This is a genomic window from Nodosilinea sp. FACHB-141 (genome assembly GCF_014696135.1).
Lineage (GTDB): Bacteria > Cyanobacteriota > Cyanobacteriia > Phormidesmidales > Phormidesmidaceae > Nodosilinea.
This window is the reverse complement of sequence record NZ_JACJPP010000007.1, coordinates 36,002-55,479: the sequence shown is the minus strand read 5'-3', so window position 1 is coordinate 55,479 and position 19,478 is coordinate 36,002. Positions and strand designations below refer to the sequence as shown.

Annotated in this window: 11 protein-coding genes; 4 read left to right on the top strand and 7 right to left on the bottom strand. The window is 56.1% G+C overall.

The genetic code is table 11. From position 1 onward, the window contains the following. Positions 1-25: 25 nt before the first annotated feature. The 4 genes from H6F59_RS03740 to H6F59_RS03725 form a co-directional block, all read right to left on the bottom strand. Positions 26-328 carry an RNA-binding protein gene (locus H6F59_RS03740; RefSeq protein ID WP_190521610.1) on the bottom strand — a complete coding sequence of 101 codons (303 nt, stop codon included), beginning with the start codon at positions 326-328 and terminating at the stop codon, positions 26-28. A 170-nt stretch (positions 329-498) separates the two neighbouring features. Next, positions 499-702, bottom strand: coding sequence for a hypothetical protein (locus H6F59_RS03735; protein ID WP_190695298.1), 204 nt, complete (start codon positions 700-702; stop codon positions 499-501). A gap of 477 nt (positions 703-1,179) precedes the next feature. Beyond that, complete coding sequence (locus H6F59_RS03730; protein WP_190695296.1) at positions 1,180-2,742, bottom strand: ABC transporter substrate-binding protein; 1,563 nt, start codon at positions 2,740-2,742, stop codon at positions 1,180-1,182. A 191-nt stretch (positions 2,743-2,933) separates the two neighbouring features. Beyond that, the gene (locus tag H6F59_RS03725) at positions 2,934-6,293 is read right to left on the bottom strand and encodes a tubulin-like doman-containing protein (RefSeq protein ID WP_242021258.1); all 3,360 of its coding nucleotides are present in this window, start codon (positions 6,291-6,293) and stop codon (positions 2,934-2,936) included. Positions 6,294-6,641: 348 nt separating this feature from the next. Between H6F59_RS03725 and H6F59_RS03720 the strand changes: the two genes are divergently transcribed. The 3 genes from H6F59_RS03720 (at position 6,642) to purB (ending at position 14,979) form a co-directional block, all read left to right on the top strand. Beyond that, the gene (locus H6F59_RS03720) at positions 6,642-9,422 is read left to right on the top strand and encodes a UPF0182 family protein (protein WP_190695293.1); all 2,781 of its coding nucleotides are present in this window, start codon (positions 6,642-6,644) and stop codon (positions 9,420-9,422) included. 129 nt (positions 9,423-9,551) lie between these two features. Continuing rightward, positions 9,552-13,424, top strand: coding sequence for a hypothetical protein (locus H6F59_RS03715; protein ID WP_190695290.1), 3,873 nt, complete (start codon positions 9,552-9,554; stop codon positions 13,422-13,424). A 259-nt stretch (positions 13,425-13,683) separates the two neighbouring features. Continuing rightward, a complete protein-coding gene (gene purB / locus H6F59_RS03710; RefSeq protein WP_190521600.1) occupies positions 13,684-14,979 on the top strand; it encodes an adenylosuccinate lyase in 1,296 nt (431 codons plus the stop codon). A gap of 334 nt (positions 14,980-15,313) precedes the next feature. On the opposite strand, the gene H6F59_RS03705 is transcribed toward purB, so the two are convergent. Then, positions 15,314-15,868, bottom strand: coding sequence for a DoxX family protein (locus H6F59_RS03705; protein WP_190695288.1), 555 nt, complete (start codon positions 15,866-15,868; stop codon positions 15,314-15,316). A gap of 544 nt (positions 15,869-16,412) precedes the next feature. Between H6F59_RS03705 and H6F59_RS03700 the strand changes: the two genes are divergently transcribed. Then, entirely contained in the window at positions 16,413-16,871 is a 459-nt protein-coding gene (locus tag H6F59_RS03700; protein ID WP_190695284.1) for a hypothetical protein, read from the top strand. A gap of 81 nt (positions 16,872-16,952) precedes the next feature. Here the strand turns inward: H6F59_RS03700 and H6F59_RS03695 are convergent, their stop codons facing one another. Further along, positions 16,953-18,050, bottom strand: coding sequence for a hypothetical protein (locus tag H6F59_RS03695; protein WP_190695280.1), 1,098 nt, complete (start codon positions 18,048-18,050; stop codon positions 16,953-16,955). A gap of 117 nt (positions 18,051-18,167) precedes the next feature. Further along, positions 18,168-19,463 (bottom strand): hypothetical protein, encoded by a 1,296-nt coding sequence (locus tag H6F59_RS03690; RefSeq protein WP_190695277.1) that lies wholly within the window; start codon positions 19,461-19,463, stop codon positions 18,168-18,170. Between the last annotated feature and the right edge of the window lie 15 nt (positions 19,464-19,478).

Below are 19,478 nucleotides of genomic sequence, written 5' to 3'. Positions count from 1 at the left end.
AAGAGCTTTGGCCATACCCAGTTATCTAGCGACCGCGGCTATTATTCCAGCCACCGCCGCCACCGCCACCACCACCGCCACGCGACTCTCTGGGGCGAGCTTTGTTGACCTTGAGGTCGCGCCCCATCCACTCAGCACCATCGAGGGCCTCGATGGCTTTGTCTTCATCGGCTTCGCTTTCCATTTCGACGAAGGCAAAACCACGAGGACGACCGGTCTCACGATCGGTGGGCAGGCTAACCCGGCTGACAGCACCGTATTCAGCAAAGACCTCGGTGATCTGGTCTTGGGTGGCGCTGAAGGCCAAATTCCCTACATAAATCGACATGGATACATCTCCAAATAGAGAGAGAAAAAGTAGAAAGTTATCAAGGAGATGTACTCAACTAAGGACTAAGCCAAGCCGGTAATGCAACTAACAACTTGCTTGTCACACGATAGCACAGGGCTACCTTGTGACCAGTATGGGGCGATCGCAAACTAGCCTGTCAGAGTCGTCTAATCCTCCGGCAGTACCCATTTAGGCGGCTGAGAGGCACGCTCCATCATTCTGCGTCGCACGGCCTCGTCGGCCATTTCAAGCATCTCATCAAGGGAGGTGTCCGAAATAAATTTTGTCGCTTCGGCGGTGTATTTCAGGTTGGGGCAGTCGTTCCCCAGCACACAGCCGTCTTTACAGTCTACTGCGCAATTAATCGCCATTATCTTGCTTGAGCCTCATAACGTCAGCGTTAGGGCAAAATTCATTTTCAAAAGCCCTTAAAAATTGTAACAACCTGCGCCCGCGCCGTTGTTGAGCCCTTGTGTAGAGAACTTCCTCAGGGCTGCTCTAGACCAGGGTAGAGTTAGCAAAACGCGATATGAGGTTGTTATGGGCCTGCCTCCCAACGCTCAGCTCCGCTGGCCCCTATGGCTTTTGGGAGCAACGCTACTCCTGCTCTTGGGAATTGCTTGCCTGTATTGGAGAGATCCAGATCTGCTCAACCAGCCAGTTTTAGGAACAGGGCAGCCGATTTAGAGCTGAAAGCTAGAGACGGCGGGCTACCTAGAGAATTTTTGCGCATGCGGGCGCGACGCGGCAGCCTTGGGGGGGTAGATGGGTAAGGGGTAGATGGGTTGGGTAAGGGGTCAATGTTTCTCAAGTTTATTTAAACCCCTTACTCCTTACTCCCTACCCCTCTACGGCAGAGGCACGAAGTCGAAGCCGGTGCCTGAGCGGGTACCGGGTTTAACCTCGACTAGCAGGACGGTGGTATTGCGATCGCCCGACGGCAAAAAGTTAATTGCTCCTGTTGATCCATTGGCGGAAAACCCTTGCGTGGCCAAAGCCTGACCGAGCGCAGTTCGCCCTGAGGTACCACTGTCGGGAGCTACGTTTCCTACGGTGCGGGCTGAACTCAACACCTGAAACGCGTCGTAGCTGAGGGCCGTGCGCCAGTTGACATCACCACCCCAGAGGCCAGAGGCAGTCTGGGCAAAAGGTGGGGCCGATTTGAGCGGATGCCAGGGGACGGTGACTACGGTGCCGGTGAGGCTGGCCCCGCCCTTTTCTAGAGCATCAATGCGATAGAAAGCATCGCCAGCTAGCACCGGCAGCTGGCCATTGTTGAGCTGGGCGACTGCGATCGCCGCATCAAAGGTGGCCGAGTCGGGCAGCAGCACTACGGCATCAGCCCCGCTGCCCTGCAGCTCCGTCGTTGGATTGCCCTGGGAGAGATCAACCAGTTTAACCACCTGTCCCCCTTCTAGGCCCAAGGTGGTGGAGAACGCATCTTGCAGCGACTTACTGTAGGAGCTTTGGGAGTTGTAGTAAACGATGGGTTTGCTCTTGCCCAGGGTGAGCATGTGGCGGGCCAGGGTGGTGCCCGTAAACTGATCACTGGGAATCACCCGAAACACAAAATTGCCACCCTCCCTGGGCACTGTGGTCAGCTCTGTGGTGGTGCTGGTAGGGGAGATCATTGGTAGCTGCCCCTGCTGGTAAACGGGCGCGGCCGCCAAGGTAGTAGTGCTGGTGCCGTGGCCGATGACGCCAACAACATCGGGGTCTTGGACTAGAGCATTGGCGATCGCGGCAGCCTGACCGGCATTGTTCTGGTCGTTAGCAATCAGCACCTTCACGGGGGTGCCAGCCTTGATCGCCTCATCCTGGGCCTGGGCTACCCCCCGTAGAAGCTCGCGGGCGGTGTTGGGACTGTCGCCAATGGGTACCACCGCAGCGAGGCCCAAGGCAGGATTAGCCCCAATCCGAGCGTTGTTGAGGTAGATCAGCGCTTCGGGGTCGTTGCGAACGGCCTGACGGGCAGCCTCAAAGCGAGCAGCGGCTGCGGCATAGTCACCCGAAGCGTAGGCGGCAGCCCCGGCTTGCATGTCGGCATTAGAGGTATCGGTAAAGAGGACGCGATCGCCCCAGCTCAGAGCATTAGCCACATCAGCAGGCTGGCCTAGGGTGGTCGTCGGTGTAGCGGCAGTAGAGGTTGTGCCAGAGTCAGCGGCGGCGGGATCGGCGGGGGTAGTCGGCACCGCAACCGGAGCCTGCGGCGCATCTTTGCGTACAAAGGCGTTGTAGCCCGTAAAGCCCAGTGCTGCTAGAAAGATAGCCGCCCCAATCCCCGCGATGATGGGAGCTATGGACTTACTCTTTTTCAAGGGTTGGCCGCAGATTTCACACTTCTGGGCCGTGGTGGTGTTTTCTTCGTAGCCGCATTTGGGGCAGGTGACGTGGTTGAAGCTGTCGGTCATGGCGAATGGGTGAATGGGTAGGGAGTGGATGGGTTGTGGGAGGAGTTTTAAGTTTTGAGTTTAAGCAGTCGAGTAGGTTGGGTACAACGGAGTGAAACCCAACACCAAAGAGAGTTTCGTCGGATTCTGCTAGCGCGCTGTCCAGTTAGGACATGCCAAGAACTCAAAACTCAACATTCAAAACTTTCTGCCTACGGTCTGTTCATTTCGGCGCGCACGTTGTCTTCGATGGTGGCAACCTGTTCGTTGGTGAGGCCGAGTTCTTCCTGGAGGTCGAGCAGTTGGGCCTGCTCTTCTAGGTCAACTTCGCCGTCGTTGTCGAGGAAGGCGCGGAACATCAACCCATATTCAGCGGCGGCTTGCTCGATGGTGTTTTGGGGTTGGTATTGGGCGGCGATCGCATTGGCATCGGCCACCGAGACCCCGTACTTCACCCGAAATTTTTCCAGCAGTTCTAGCTCCGTGGGCGAGGGATTGCCTCGCCGGTAGCAGGTCTCGACTAGCTTGGCGTATTTGACTAAGTTCTCGGAATCAAGGGCGGGAGGCGGCGGCGCGGGAGACGGTGATGTCGTGACGGGTGGTGGAGTAGTGGGTGAGGGGGTAGCGGGGGCATCCGAGGGGATGAAGAGGCGGTGGGTGGTGACGAAGTTGGAAATGGCGGCCTGGATGCGCTTGTAGTCGTCGCTGTCGGAGCCGCCCGGAATCGTTTGCTCCTGTTGTTGCAGGTAGGTCATTACCTGGGTGTAGAGGGCTTGCTTTTGGGGTTTGGTGGCGGCCTGTTCGCCGATCGCGCGAATGGCGTTGTCTAGGGTCTCGGTCAAGCGGCGGTTTTGGTCGGTGAGCAAAAAGTCTTCCGCTTCTTCCCAAGTGGCGCCCATGACCTCGGTTTTGTCAAAGCCGGTGAGCTTGTCGCGGTAGGTAAATTTGACCTCGGCAAAGCCGGTGACGCGGTTGTCTTCGCGGCGCACCAGACCCAGGGCGTTGGCCAGCATCAGGTTGTAGCGAGCCTGGCGCTCGTTGCTGGTTTCGGGCATGACGTCGCCAAACTGGCGATAGTCTTGGTGGGTGTGCAGGGGGTTATGGTCGGCTTGGCTGACGGCGCGGTAGAGCGATCGCATCCGCTCCATGCCCTCGATCAGCCGCAGGGGGAAGGCCCCTGTCTCTTGCACAAAGTAGATGTGGTAGGGGTCGTTGAGGGGACGAATTTCTTTGTCAGTGACGGTGCTAGTTTTGCGAATCATCGGCAGTAGGGCTGAGACCGCTGGATCCGTAGGCTTGCTGCCGCCCTGGATGCCAACCAGCTTTTGGTACTTCTCTAGCTTGTCGTCCCAGCCCAGCTTCTTTTGCTCCTGGCTGAGGCGCAAAAAGGCTTCCGACTTCTCGAAGGTGGTTTTGATCTGGGCCTCCTGCATCTCAACAGTAGGGTACTGCTCCAGAAATTTGCGGGCAGTGGAGATGTCGAGCTGGCTGCGGCGGCGAAACACATCCATCGCCTGACCCAGCAACCGCTCGTAGAGGTCCTTGGTCTTGAGGGCGTCGTAGGGGTAGAGGTCAAACAGGCGCACCCGCAGTTCTTCGAGCACCTGCTGGGAGAGGGTTTGGCAGAGGGTTTCTTCCTGGTCGGCGACGGTTTTGCGGTAAGCGGCGTCGATTTCCTTCTCGTCGTAAAGCAAAATGCCGTTGACCGTCAGGCCGCCGGTCTCCCGGGTGTAGACGCGCTCCTTATCCTTCAGCTCGACCTGGACGTTGCTCAGCACTGTCTCAAAGGCGGTGAGGTCGACCAGGAGCTGGTCAATTTCTTCGCGCAGGCCGTCGAGCAGCATCACCCCCAAAGTGCGGGCTTTGACCTCGACCTTAGAGACGTAAATCTGCTCTAGGGCCTGCATAATGCCCTGAAAGTCGTCTTCGATGACTTTCTTGCGGTTGAGCATCATCATCTGCTTGGCGTGGTCGTCGATCTGCTTCAGCAGGGTTTGCAGGGCGTTTTGGGCCGATCGCTCGCGGGGTAGCCAGTATTTCTGTCGGTCTTGGTCAAATTTGCTGCGAAAGTCGGCAAACACCTCAATCAAGACTTCCAGAAACTGGCGGGTGAACTTTGGCCCCCGGAAGCGATCTTCCACCATCAGGTAGACCGCGGCGCGCAGCTCCTTGCGCTTTTCGGGGATTAGCCAGCTGAGGTTGTCCCACATTTTCTGGAAGTAGTCGCTCCAGCGCTTGGGGTCGGTGCCGGTGTCGTTGAAGTGGGGAGAATATTTTTCCTGCTCGTTGGAAATAAACCGCTGCAAATTCTCAAAGGGAATATTCAGGTCGTTGCGGCGCTTGCGCACCCCCGCCACCCAGTCGGCGACTTCCTTGGCGTAGGGCTTTTTGTTGTCGCCCATGCTGATGCTGTCGATCACCTGGTGGTCATGCTCTGATTCGGCTAGAAACAGACCGGGGAGAATTTCGGTGCGAATCAGGTCGGACATCGCCGCAGGAGCGGGCGTGGGGTTGCTCCACCAGTCCACTAGTTTGGCGGCCAGGCGGGCCGAGCAGGCGTTCAGCACCCGTTCCACCGGAAACTGAATGCTGGAGAGGCCAAAGCTCATGAAATTTTGCGGATAGCCCAAGGCGTCAGGGCTGGCCCAGTGCTTGCGGACGTTGTCGCGCACCAGCTTTTTGTACTGACTAAAGCCGGAGCTAAAGTCGAGAAACACGTTCTGGGCCACCATTTCGAGCACGTCGCCCAGGGTAGGAAAGGTGACTTTGTCGTTGCTGTTGCCCACTAGGTAGGTGAAGTTGAAGGGCACATCGAGGCCACTCTGGCTGGTGATGCGATCGCTCTGGCTGTCGCTGTACTGAGCATCAAATCGGGTGTCGCCGCGGCTGTAGTGGTTCAGCTCCATCAGGGCAGCGTAGGCATTGGCAATGACGCGATCGCCCAATCCCGAAAAGGCCCCTGGCAGCACCAGGAATGCACTGGTCTGGGGCAGCTCTGACACTGGCACCCAGTCGCGCAGGTTGTAGGCCAGGTCCATCACCATGCCGGAGCCGGTGCCGCCGGAGAGCGAGCAGACCACGAAGATGTTGATGCCCTTGTCGAGCTGCACCTTCCAGCGATCGAGCATGAATTTCTCGTGGCCGACGATGCGCCCCTTGGCCTTAGTGAAATAGTCCTTGATCAGGGGGTAGTTGAGGCTAAAGGCAAACCGCCCTAGGGCGCGAATTTGCCCCGCTCCAGACAAAATTGAGTCGGTGCCCTTGAGCTCGCTGGGGAACCACTCGTCTAAATATTGGTAGGCCGACAGCTTGTTGAGAATGGCCTTGGCATCTTCGACCTTGGCCCACACCTGCTCGATGGGTCGCAGGGAAATATCTTGTTTTAAGACCGTTTGGGCTTCGGAAACCTTGGCATTTTGCTCGGTGTCAATGTGCAAAAACGAGACGATCGGCAGGGCGTCGAGGGAGCCATACTGCTCCACGATCATGCGGCGAATTTTGATCAGAATCTCTTTGCCAGTGCCCCCCACGCCAATGATGACTGTGGGGGTCATGCCTGTGTATTCGCTCATAGATGGGGCACCGTGGGAGGGCTATTGCCTGTTAGGTTTCCCAGGTAACTTCCGTGAAATTACGGGCATTCCGCACGGGCTTATTAAAAGTTGACAATTGGCTGGGGAGATATTATTGCGATCGCAGGTCAACCCAAGCATGACGGTAGGACAATCTATCGGTAGGCAGGGTTGGTTTAGCCAACGCAGAGGCCATCAACGCGATCGCCGTCCTAAAAAAAGGTTAAGCCTGGGGACATAGGCGACTTGTCTCAGCAGTCAGATCGCTAGACTTTAGAAGCAACGGCACTTCAGGCGCTATGTTTAGAGGTTTTGCCCGACTGCACTCTGCCCCTACCTGCCATACCTGTGACCTATTCCCCTGCTAAATCCTTTAAGGCCCGTCGACTGCTGCCCTGGCTGGTAGCAATCACTCTGCTGCTGGTCTTTTCGAGCAGCCTAGTGCATCTGCTCACCGAGTCATGGTGGTTTGAGTCGGTGGGTTACGCATCGGTGTTTTGGGTACGCATTAAGTGGCAGCTGGCCCTGGGAGTGGGGTCGTTTGTCGTTTACGGCGGAGTGCTGTGGGCCAACTACCAGATCGCGCGGCAGCTAACCCGCGATCGCGTCTACCGATTTTTAAGCCGCTACAGCAACCCAGTTCAGCGCCAGCAGATCGAACGCTTCACCCATTTGGGGGTGGCAGGGCTGGTTTTCCTGCTCTCGCTAGGGGTGGCATTGCGAGCGGCTTCGGCTTGGCAGACCGTGCTGCAATTTCTCAACCCTACCGAGTTTGGCACCCCTGACCCCATCTTTCAGCGCGATATCAGCTTTTATATGTTTAAGCTGCCTCTGTGGCAGGGGCTGCAAGACAATCTACTGGGCCTGCTGGTGTGGTCGCTGCTGCTGGCTAGTGCCGTGTATGCCCTCAAGGGTGAGGTGCGCCCCGAGCGCGGTTGGAAGTACTTTCTCACGGGGGAAGCCAAGGCTCACCTGTGTCTGCTGCTGGCGGCGATCGCGGCCCTGCTGGCGGTGGGCTTTTGGCTCGATCGCTTTTCGCTACTCTACTCCGACAGCGGCGTTATTTTCGGCGCGGGCTACACCGATGTCCATGCTCGGCTCCAGTCTTTTTGGCTGATGGGGTTTGTCACCCTGGCGGTGGCGGCGCTGTTTCTAATTGCCCTGGGGCGCAGCGGCTTTTCGCTGCCGATTTTTGGCATTGTGATCTACCTGGGCGTGCTGGTGCTGGTCAACGGCATGTATCCCTGGTTTCAGCAAAACTTTGTGGTTGAGCCCAACGAGCTCACCATGGAGCGCCCCTACATCGAGCACAACATTGCCTTTACCCGCGCGGCCTACAACCTTACCAGCGTGGTGTCAGAGCCCTTCCCCGCCAACAACAGTCTCGATCGCGCTGTGCTCGACGCCAACGAGCCCACCATCGGCAACATCCGCCTGTGGGACTACGCTCCGCTGCTCAGCACCTACAAGCAGCTGCAAGAAATTCGCCTCTACTACAACTTTGAGGATGTGGATGTTGACCGCTACACCCTCAACGGCGACTACCGCCAGGTCACCATTTCGGCCCGCGAGCTGCCGGTCGAGCAATTACCCCCCGAGGCCCAAAACTGGATCAACCGCCAGCTCAAATTTACCCACGGCTTTGGGATTGTGATGAGCCCGGTCAACCAGGTGACCCCCAACGGGCTGCCTGATTTCTTTATTCGCAATGTGCCCCCCAGCAGCACCGTCGATTTGCCCCTCGACCAGCCCCGCCTTTACTACGGCGAAAGCACCCGCAATTACATCTTTACCGGGGCCAACACCGACGAGTTTGACTATCCCCAAGGCGACACCAACGCGTCTTACCGCTACACCGGGGCGGGCGGCGTGCCGCTCAATTCGTGGCTGCGGCGGCTGGCCTACGCCTTCGATCTGGGCAACGTGCGGGTGCTGATCTCCAACTATTTCAGCCCTGAAACCCGGATTCACTACCATCGGCTGATTACTGATCGGGTGCGCCATGTCGCTCCCTTTCTCACCTACGACAGCGACCCCTACCCAGCGGTGATCGACGGGCGGATCAAGTGGGTTTTGGATGGCTACACCAGCAGCGATCGCTACCCCTATTCCGAGCCCCTCAACCGCCGCACCGACATGGTTTCGCTGGTGGAGAACACCAATCCCCTGATGCGCAACGGCGTCAACTACATTCGCGATGCCGTCAAGGTCTTTATCGACGCCTACGACGGCACTCTAGAGTTCTACGCTCGCGATCGCGAGGACCCGCTGCTGGCTACCTACAGCCGGATTTTCCCAAATCTCTTCAAACCCATCGAAGAGCTGCCCGCCAACTACCGCGAGCACCTGCGCTATCCCCTGGACATTTTCACCGTGCAGGCCCAGATGTATCGGGCCTACCACATGGAAAACCCAGAGGTCTTCTACAACCGCGAAGACCTCTGGCGGTTTCCAGAACACGGAGAAGAGGACGCCGTGGAACCCATGGAGCCCTACTACGTGATCATGAAGCTGCCCCAGCTAGAGGGAGAGGAATTTATGCAAATTCTCCCCTTTACCCCGGCCAACCGCGACAACATGATCGCCTGGATGGCAGGCGGCTCCGACGGCGACAACTACGGTCGGCTGCTGCTCTACGAATTTCCGAAGCAGGAGCTGGTGTTTGGCCCCACCCAGGTCGAGGCCCGCATTAGCCAGACCCCGGAAATTTCTGAGCAGCTCACCCTCTGGAGCCAGCAGGGCTCAGGGGTAATTCGCGGCACCCTGCTGGTAATCCCCGTCGAGCAATCGCTGCTCTACGTGCAGCCCATTTACTTGCGGGCCGACCAGGGCGAACTGCCCGAGCTGCGGCGAGTGATTGTCGCTTACAACGATCGCGTGGTGATGCGAGAAACCCTCGACCAAAGCCTAGACACCATCTTTGGCGATGCAGTTGCCCCACCGCCCGCTCCCGTCGATCCCGGCACCGAACCGGCACCGCCTAGCACTGTGTCCGATCTGGTGCAGTCGGCGCTGGAATCGTACCAAAGCGGCCAGCAGGCTCTTCAGCAGGGCGATTGGCAGCGCTATGGCGAAGCCCAGCAGCAGTTAGAGCGCGCTTTACAGGAGCTAAATCAACAAAATCCGTAACATTTGGGACGACATTACCTCAGGTTTACGCCCTGTGAGCCAATGATTGTGTCAATATCAGCCACCGCGGGCATACTATAGGGAATTCTCCGGCCTGTGCGCTGAATTCATCGAATTCAATAGACCCCTATGTCTAATACGCCCCCCACTGTTCTGCAACTGGCCCGTCAGGGTGACCCAGAGGCGATCGCGGCTCTGATGAATCGCCACCTGGAGGCCCAAGGTATCACTGCCCACGTGGTGCAACACGACAGCACCCTCCAGGTGAACCTAGAGTCTGCCCAAATTCCCAACCAGGCTGATCTGGTTGCCTATGTCAAAAAGGGCATTACCGGGCTGGAGCTAGCTACCATTCAACAGCTGACCGTCAGCGGCAAACAACTGGGGGCTGACACCAGCGCCTGGAGCGAAAACCTGGTGCTGCAAGACGCCCCGGTTAGCGATCTGGACTTTGACCTAGGTCTAGCGCCCACTCCGACCAGTGATGACCTCGACCTCGGGTTCGACCTCGACAGCACCAATGGTGCCGACCTTGACCTCGATCAGCTAGGCGATTTTGACGCGTCCTTGGGCGATGACTTTGGCGGTACCGACCTCGATTTAGAGTTTACCGATGGCCCTAGCAATCTCGACCTCGATGCCCCGGCCGATTTTGACCTGAGCTTTACCGACGATAGCGCCAGCGACTTTGATCTCGATCTGACCGACACCAGCCTCTCCGAAGCCGGTGCCGATCTGGGGGCCACCGATGATTTTGGCCTAGAGTTCACCGACACCTCTACCAATGCCAGCGATCTCGATCTAGAGTTTACTGACACATCTAGCAATGCCAGCGACCTTGATTTCGATTTAGGTCTTGGTGAAGAGCCGAGCGATGCTGGAGCTACCGATCTAGATTTTGACCTAGAGTTCTCAGAGCCTGCCGCTGCCGAGTCCGCTGCTGATTTTGATCTCGACCTAGCCCTGGCTGATGCCCCCGCCGCTGACCTGAGCTTTACCGAAGACTCAGCGAGCACCGCACCCGATACTGAGCTGAACTTTGACCTAGGCCTTGAGGAGGCACCCGCCACCGCCCCAGATAACCTAGGCCTTGACCTAGACTTCATTGATGCGCCTGAGGGAGATGCTTCAGCAAGCGATTTTGACCTCGATTTAGGCATGGGCGACGAAGTCACTGGAGCGTCTGTTGACGAATTAGACCTAGATCTAGGCCCAGACCCATCACCCACTGTCGGGGCTGACACTGATCTAGATTTTGATCTGGGCAGCGAAGAAACCATTATTACAGATGCTTTAGATCTGGATCTTGGCTTCAATGAAGATGATTTAGACCTGGATCTAGGCCCAGACCCATCACCCACTGCCGGGGCTAACACCGGTCTAGATTTTGATCTAGGTAGCGAAGAACCCGCTACTGCTGATGCATTGGATTTGGATCTTGGCTTCAATGAAGATGATTTAGACCTGGATCTAGGCCCAGACCCATCACCCACTGTCGGGGCTGACACCGGTCTAGATTTTGATCTAGGCGGCGAAGAACCCATTACTACTGATGAGTTGGATTTGGATCTTGGTCTTAATGATGCGCCCACCGGGGAGGGCGATGAGCTCGACTTTGACCCAAGCACCAGCACCAGCGACCTGGACCTAGATTTTGCCGCTGCCGATCAGGCCGCTTTAGACTTAGAAGCCCAGCAATGGGCCGCCGACAGTGGCACTGAGGAGATTGCAGACTTTGGTCTCGACTTTGAGAGCGGCCCAGAACTGAGTGAGACGGTTGGGGACCAGGCTGCGATCGCAGCCGACGACTTCGACTTCGATCTCAACACCCCTGCGGCTCCCCCCACAGCCCCTGACATCGACATTGATCTAGATGACCTTTGGAGCAGTAGCGACGCCAGCCCAGACCTGGGCACCGCTCCCGCCGCAGGCCTAGTAGACAGTTCTGCCACCCCTTGGGCCGACGACTTGTCTGGCATGGATGACCCAATCAACTTTGACGAAGATTTGAGTAGCGACGCCGTCCTCTCCGACGATTTCACCAATTTAGAAGACAGTCCCAGCGACCTAGATTTTCTTGAGGCAGAACCAGACCCTCTAGCGGCCACTGAGTTCGACACCGGATTGGATCTAGGAGAGAACAGTCCCAACGACCTGGATTTTCCTGAGTTAGATCCTTTAGCGGCTACCGAGTTCGACACCGACTTGGATCTAGGGTTGGATGAAGGATTTGATTCAGAAACACCAATAGTTGAGGACAACACACTTGATGTCGATGCCTTTCCTGACCTCGATCTAGGCACCGACAGCACCACTTCAAACCTAGAAGCGGGTTTAGAGCCTCTACCTCCCGAACTGTTGACCCCAGAAGAGTTAGCGTTTGAGGATTTAGGCGCTGCTACCGATCTAGACCTCACAGAACCCGCTGCCTTTGCAGGCGGCGATTGGAGTGCAGACGAGCCTGATCTTACCCTCGACTCTGATACTGATCTGGGCACCTACGACGATCTAGGTACTTACGACGATCTAGGCACTGCTGGCTTGACCGAGGACGAGCTGGCCCTCGACCCTGATACTGCTCTAGGCACCTACGACGATTTAGGTACTTACAATGATCTAGGCACCGCTGGCGCCGAGGGCGAGCTACCCCTCGACCCTGATACCGATCTGGGCACCTATGACGATCTAGGCAGTTACGACGATTTGGGCACCGCTGACTTTGCCGCCATTGACCTTGACTTAGCCGAGGGCGAGCTGAGTGATCAAGCGATAGACACTCCCTTCTCAAGCGATTTTGATCTAGAAGCCGGTCCCGACGATCTGGTTCTAGAGCCCCTCGGCGTAGATGCCTTTGTACCCGAAGAGGGCGACTCAGGTTTCTCCGCAGCCGATGCTCCACCCTGGGCAGTGGAAGACGGCAGCTTCGACCCTAACCTTGTCCTAGATTCTCCCGCCGACTTTGGGGCTGAACCGGAGAGCGGCTTTGATCCTGAACTGACCTTCGATGCTCAAGCTGAGGATCCCTACACCACTTCAAATCCCTTTGCAGCTGAGCCCTACGAGGTGGGCTTTGAAGCCGACGCCGATATGCCCTTCTCGACCATGGAGTTAGACCAAACCGTCGAGGGCGACTTTATGCCTGACCTCGCTATGACCAACGAACTTGGCGACGTCGACGCTGCCTTTCTGGAGCAGCCGGAGGATTATTCTGCTGGAGCTGTACCGGCTGCTGGTCTGCTTAACGATGACATCACGGACGATCCAGCCTTTGAGCCCGTTGAGTTTGGCAACGACGAGTTTGAGGCACCCGGCTTCGAGTCCGCAGGGATAAGCGATGAAGGCTTTGAGACCGATTTCGGCACCGAGGGCTTTGCCGATGAGGGCTTCGGGAACACAGGTTTTGATGATGAAGGTTTTGATGATGGAGCCTTCAGCGACAGTTCCCTAGATAGCAACGGCTTCATCCAAGACCGCAATGGGGTGGTCTTAACAGATGACGAACCCGACGCCACCGACGACTTCATTCAGGAGTTTGGTTCCGACCCCTCTACCCACGTAGCGCTCACCCCAGACCAGTTTAATGACGACGGCAGTGTCCGCCGGTCAGGCGGAAGGTCAGGCTTGCCCACACGCTTGATTTTAGGCTTGGTAGGGGCTCTGGTTCTAGGTGGCCTGCTGCTCTACGGAGTGCTCGGTCGCTTGCGGCAGCCTACTCCAGGGGGAGACCCCGCAGTCACCGAGCCTGCTACACCTCCGGTTGACCCGGCTGCTGTGCCCGAAGATGAGCTGTTTAGGCAAGCAGTTAATGCAGCCCAAACCGCTGCCAACCAGGCCCAAACCGCCAGTACCCCAGCCCAGTGGCAAGCGGTAGCCGACGCTTGGGCCCAAGCCATCGCTCTCATGCAGCGAGTTCCGGCCTCTGACCCCAACTATGCTACTGCCCAGCAAAAGGCGGTTGACTATCAACCCAACCTTGACTACGCCCGGCAAAACGCTCAGTAGTCGCAGTAAACACCTCCGAAAAGCAAAGTGAGCGGTTGTAGATGCAGCCGTTCAACCTGCATAGCCGCCACAGCGGTTATTGCGTTTTGCAGCAGTTGTTGGAGCAATTCCAGTCGGCTAGCTAACCAGCGCTGTGCGCTTACGCTACTTGACGCTGAACAAGCACTACCTGATGCCACAGGCGTGAAGTATAGTGCTTCAATTTTCCACAGCCTAGGGTCGCCGGGTAGAATGGGACGGTTGTATTCTGACCAAAGCCTTGATTGAACGCTACACCCTGCCCGAAATGGGCGATCTTTGGACCGACGACTATAAATTTAAGACCTGGCTGCGGGTCGAAATCGCGGTGTGCGAAGCCCAGGCCGAGCTGGGCTACATCCCTCGGGAAGCGGTCGAGGAAATCAAGGCTAAAGCCAAGTTTGACCCCAAGCGCATTCTTGAAATTGAGGCTGAAGTGCGTCACGATGTGATCGCCTTTCTCACCAACGTCAACGAGTATGTGGGCGACGCCGGGCGTTACATTCACCTGGGCATGACCAGCTCTGACATGCTCGATACGGCGCTGTCGCTCCAGCTTGTAGACAGCCTTCAGGTGATCATGATTCATGTGGAGAGCCTGATTCAGGCGATTCGCTATCGGGCCCAAGAGCACCGCGACACGGTGATGATTGGTCGCTCCCACGGCATTCACGCTGAGCCAATTACCTTTGGTTTTAAGCTGGCTGGCTGGCTGGCCGAGATGCTGCGCCACCGGGAGCGGCTGACCCACCTACAGGATGCGATCGCCGTTGGCAAAATCTCTGGTGCAGTGGGCACCTACGCCAACATCGACCCCAAGATTGAGGCGCTGGCCTGCCAAAACCTGGGCCTGCGCCCCGACACTGCCTCCACCCAGGTCATATCCCGCGATATCCACGCCGACTTTATGAACGCTCTGGCTCTGCTGGGAGCCTCCATCGAGCGGTTTGCAGTAGAAATTCGCAACCTGCAGCGCACCGACGTGCTAGAAGTAGAGGAATTTTTCTCTAAGAAGCAGAAGGGCTCATCAGCCATGCCCCACAAGCGCAACCCGATTCGCTCAGAACGTTTGACTGGCATGGCGCGGCTCTTGCGGGGCAATGCTATGGCGGCGTTAGAAAACGTAGCACTGTGGCACGAGCGCGATATTTCTCACAGTTCCGTGGAGCGGGTGGCCTTTCCTGACAGCTGCATCCTGACTCACTTCATGCTGGTAGAAACCACCGAGTTGATCAAGAATCTGCTGGTCTACCCCGAGAATATGGCCCGCAATATGAATGTTTACGGCGGCGTCGTGTTTAGTCAGGGAGTGCTGCTGGCTTTAGTCGACAAGGGGCTGGTGCGGGAAGAGGCCTATGCGATCGTGCAGTCGTGCGCCCACCAGGCATGGAACACCGACGACGGCAATTTTCGTGGGCTGATCGAGGCCGATGAGCGGGTGACAGCGCACCTATCCAAGGCAGAAATTGACCTCTGCTTTAGTCCTGAGCGTCACCTGCGCAACCTCGATCAGGTCTACCAGCGTTTAGGAATCTGAGCCAAATTGCTAGCCTGTAGCTGACGGATCAGACAAACTAAGACTTTTTGCGACAGTTAGTGCGCCTCGCTTTGGCCTCACCTGCTTAGGAGAGGCCAGCCTGTTTTAGGAACCTTTTTCACTTTAGGAGAACCCATAGCTGCATTGACAACCGGAGATAGCGCAGCAGGGTTTCTAACTTTTTGCCCGATGGCCCCATCGTGGCTCTCATGCTGCTGCTGGGGACATTGATGTGGCCACCTGTTCTCTCGTGCTGTTTGGGTAACCCTATACCAACCCCCAAAACAAAGCCCCTTGTATTCTGACAAGGGGCTTGAGGAAATCAACAAGGCAGTTACAAAGCCGACTTGGTACCAGACTTAACCTCATCCGACCGTCGAAACACATCCTCCAGGGAAGCGCGCTTGCCGTCGGTTTGGTTAGTGCGCAGCCTGTTGAGCACATTAGCCAGCACCGCATCTAGGGAAAATCGACCGCCACCATTGATTACAAAGAACAGAAAGGTGGCGGCGTAGAGGGCAGACAGCTCCAGGTAAGGAATACTGAAACCCGCTACCTTGACGTGGTGATACATCGCCACCAGCATTGTGAATACAAGCCCCATGGCGGCAGGACGGGTAAATAGCCCTAGGGCTACCAAAGGAGCACCAATTAGCTCAGTGAAGGCCGCCATGTAGCTCAGAGTGATGGGGAAGGGCAGACCTAGATAGGCCACGTAGGCGTTAGCAAAGCTCTCGATGTTAGCTAGTTTGTCAAGGCCGTTATGAACCATAACAATACCGGCAATCACTCTCAGAATTGTCCAAGAAATCTGAAAAGCGGTGTTGGTGGACTGATTGGGCTGAAGCGCAAGGCCGCCCAAGGCTAGAAGGCGTTGCTGAGCAATCATAGGAGTTTAGAAAACTTAATATCGTTGTTAATTATCCTAACGAAGTTTTAAGAGAAGTAAAGGGTCCGTTTACCTCAATTTGCTTTTTCCACTAAAAAATCTAGTTCTAGCTCAGCGGCAGAAACTAACCCGATCGCGTTGACTAACCATTCCAGGAGCGATCGCACCAAAATCCAACCATTTAAGCCTCCAAACCCTTGCAGCCTGGTCAAAGGCGATCGCTAGCCTCGAACCTTGAGGGGCTAATATCTGTGGGGCACTGCAACATCCGGTATCGCCAAACACGGTTGGTTACCTGTTTGAGGCTGCGTCCCTCTCGGCGCAAGTTATGGTCTTGTGACTTGTGTTGGTCTATCAAGCTGACACAGCCGAGATTTCTCCCTAACCTGGGTCAGACCTAAAGGATCCTAAAGGCAGAGCTATATCTGTAGAGAATTCTGAGGCTAGTGTTAACTTTTTTATCTAGTTGTCGCTCCACCTTGTGAGAGGGCGTAACGGAACTTGATAATTAATTTAGAAACGCAGATAAATCAAGGACATACCCATGGGTTTAATCAAGTCTATTTTTGGGGCGATCTTTGGGCTGCTTGGCGGCATCTTCAAAACCGTTGGCGGCCTGGTAGGTCTAGGCAAAAAGTCTGAGTTTTTCATGGAACTCGATGAATCTGACAGCAGCGCCCAACCGGCGCCTGCTCTCACAGCCCCTGCTAAGGCTGAGTCTGTGGCTGCTCCAGCAAAGGCAGCGACTAGCGCCCTAGCAAAGGTTTCAGAAAAGGCAACGACTAAAGCTCCAGCAAAGGCTTTAGCAAAAGCAGCGGCCAAAACCCCAGCTAAAGCTGCCCCCGCTCCCGCCCCAGTAGCAATGGCCCCTGCTGAGCCAGCTCCTACTGCCTTCGCCTCTACCTACCTCACTACCGTAGGTACGTCCCTACCCCGTCGTCGCCGTCCCGGTCCTAGCCTATCTCCTTTTTTGAATATGGCTAAGCAGGTCAAGACCCGCTAAGCTAGCCACTCTACATATACGTTAGGGATAATCCAGAAGTTCAGGGTTGAGGGTTAAACAACTAGCCCTCAACCCTGAACTTTAATTTTTTGAGCCCTTAGCTTCTCTTTTCACCACAAACCGTAGGCCGCTGTACAGGTGAAAGGCTGCATCCCAAGGCGAAGGCAGCGATCGCCCCATCTCCACCTGGTTCTCAAAGGACGGCAGCAGTTCGATCAAATCTAGGGCGCTTTCCCCAAAGCCATTGAAATCGATGAGCGGGGCTGAAGCAATCCGGGCTGCAAAGTAGCTTTTCATAGCTTTCCAGGCAGTAGCGGCAATCAAGGGTGACGGAAATGATTCCGCTGGAGGCAGGGGAATTGCCTCACGGAACTTGTAGGTGCGATCGCACAGGCGCAGCACGCAGCCGCGCCCGTGCAGGTGCAAATCAATCACTTCACCATAGTCTTGGGTGGCATCTTTGCGCTTGAGCTTGCCGCGCATATCTAAATCCACCACTGATTCATAAATGGGCAGTTGCCCCACTACCCATTGAGTGATGTCACCCCAAGTGAGTTGAATGGTGCCCTGCTGGCCTGCACTATTCAAGCAAATCACCATCAATTCTGGCTCCACTGCGCGAATCGCCTGCACTCGGAAGGTGTCCACCTCCTTGACCTGATCCACCGTAGCCCAGCGGGCAGGAGTGCCCTCGGCCTGAAGCTGTTCGCAAAAATATTGAGTCTCTCCCGCTGAGCCGACCCGCAGCAGTCGCCAGTGTTTGCTGGGTAGCCGGGTTTTAGCAGTGTAAGCATCAATCTGCATAACTCGGGCTAGGCCCTGGGCCGCCGGTTCTCGGCGATCGCCCGTTACTGGCTCTAGCACCAGCATAGCCGTAGCCGCCGCTCCCGGCTGCTGCTTGGCAGCGCTCAGATCGTGCTCTCGACGCTTGGCCATCCGGTCTCGCACCCTTTGTACGCCTTCCCGCGCTTGGCTCAGCACCTTAGTGTTGGCGGTGCTTTGCAGCAGCTGGGTATAGGTAATCTGGGCCTTCTCCAACTCGGTCTTTGCTTCCCAATATTGCCCCATAGCCAGCTTAAGCCAAGGATCTTGGGGCGTTTTTTGCTGCCACTGCTTAATTAGCTGGGCTGCTTGAGTTAACTGCTGGGCCCCAAGGGCGGCAGAAACAAGGTCGTACATAATGGGCAATAGAGATTCTGCACGTGGTACGACTCTAGCATTTGCGCTCGGGCTAGACTCGGGTTTGCTGCAGGCTAAACGGCGTCCGCAGCTGCTCATCTAGGTCATAGCAGCCCTCTATCGAGCTCCAGCATGGGACAGATCGACGCTGCCGAAGTTAAGGCTAAGGGCAATGTTGATGTTTTCAAACATATTGATCAACCAAGCCACCGTTTCGCTGGAGGCAGTTTCGTAGTGGTTAAACAACAGCGAAAACCGTCGATCTAAGAAAGGCCTGACCTTCTGGCAAATCAGCAAAATTCTGAGCAGCAGTCCTGTGGTGTGCACTGGCCCCAGGTTGTTGATTAAATCGAGGAATACGTAGTGTTGCCGACCAGCGCTGGGGTCAACCACCAAAAAATTGAATAGGTTGCTACAAGTACGCACCTTGAGAAAGTCATCCATTGGATTGCTATCGCTGTCGGTAAAGGAAGACAGTAGGTGGTCTTGCAGCATGGCTTTGAACTGTCGCTGACCATAATCGGCATCGACATCGGCAATGATGTAGTCAAACAGGTCTTCTTTAAACTGCCGAAACGACATGCCATGATCGTGATTAAGCAGAAAACGCTGAGCTCCGTCGCGATAGCTTTGGCCATGATCGCGGCGACGGGCGAAGTGCTTGAGCGACGAGACTAGCTCTTTATCATTTAATAACGTGGGATTGGGCACCATCCGCAACCGCTCGGCAAAGTCTGTCTGTCCCTGGCGATGCAGTCGTCCCCGACGAACTCGGTAAGTGACGTAGTGGCTGAGGTCAACCTCAAATTTATGCTGAGCCTCAACCTGCATGTGACGCACGTACTGCTGATGCTGAAGGTCGCTATCTTCAGTCACCAGACAGTGCTCATAAAGATAGGGGTAGCGGTTGATCAGCGAGCCCAGGGGCACGGCCTCGGCCTGCCGATTGCGGGGTAGGGCAGAGTGGCGAGCCTCAATGACACACGCCAGTCGCTTGAGGGCGAGATACTGCTCCGTGTCTCTAAAGTCTTGGGTAACCTGGCGCAGGCGTCGAATGGGCCGCGATCGCGACAGCTCTGACACCCGATCAGCGGGCACAGACTCTAGCAGCTTAATCAAGACTGGAATAGCCGGCTGCAGCTGAGGATTGGTTTGCCAGCGGTTGATAAGAATATGGCAGCAACGGTTGAGAATGAACCGAAAATACTCTTCGATCTCTTGGCAGGCCAGCAGGCGATCGAGGGCAGCTACGACATCGCGATCGGGGTAGCCAAACCCGTCAAGGAAGAGCGCCTGAAACCGGTCGAGCATGGCGTCAGGAGACTCAACGCTAACGCAGGTCAACAGATGACTGTAGAGACACTGCTCATCAGCGGTAGTAATTCGATTGTTATAAGTCGCTTTTGTCTTCACGGCTTTACCGCCCTT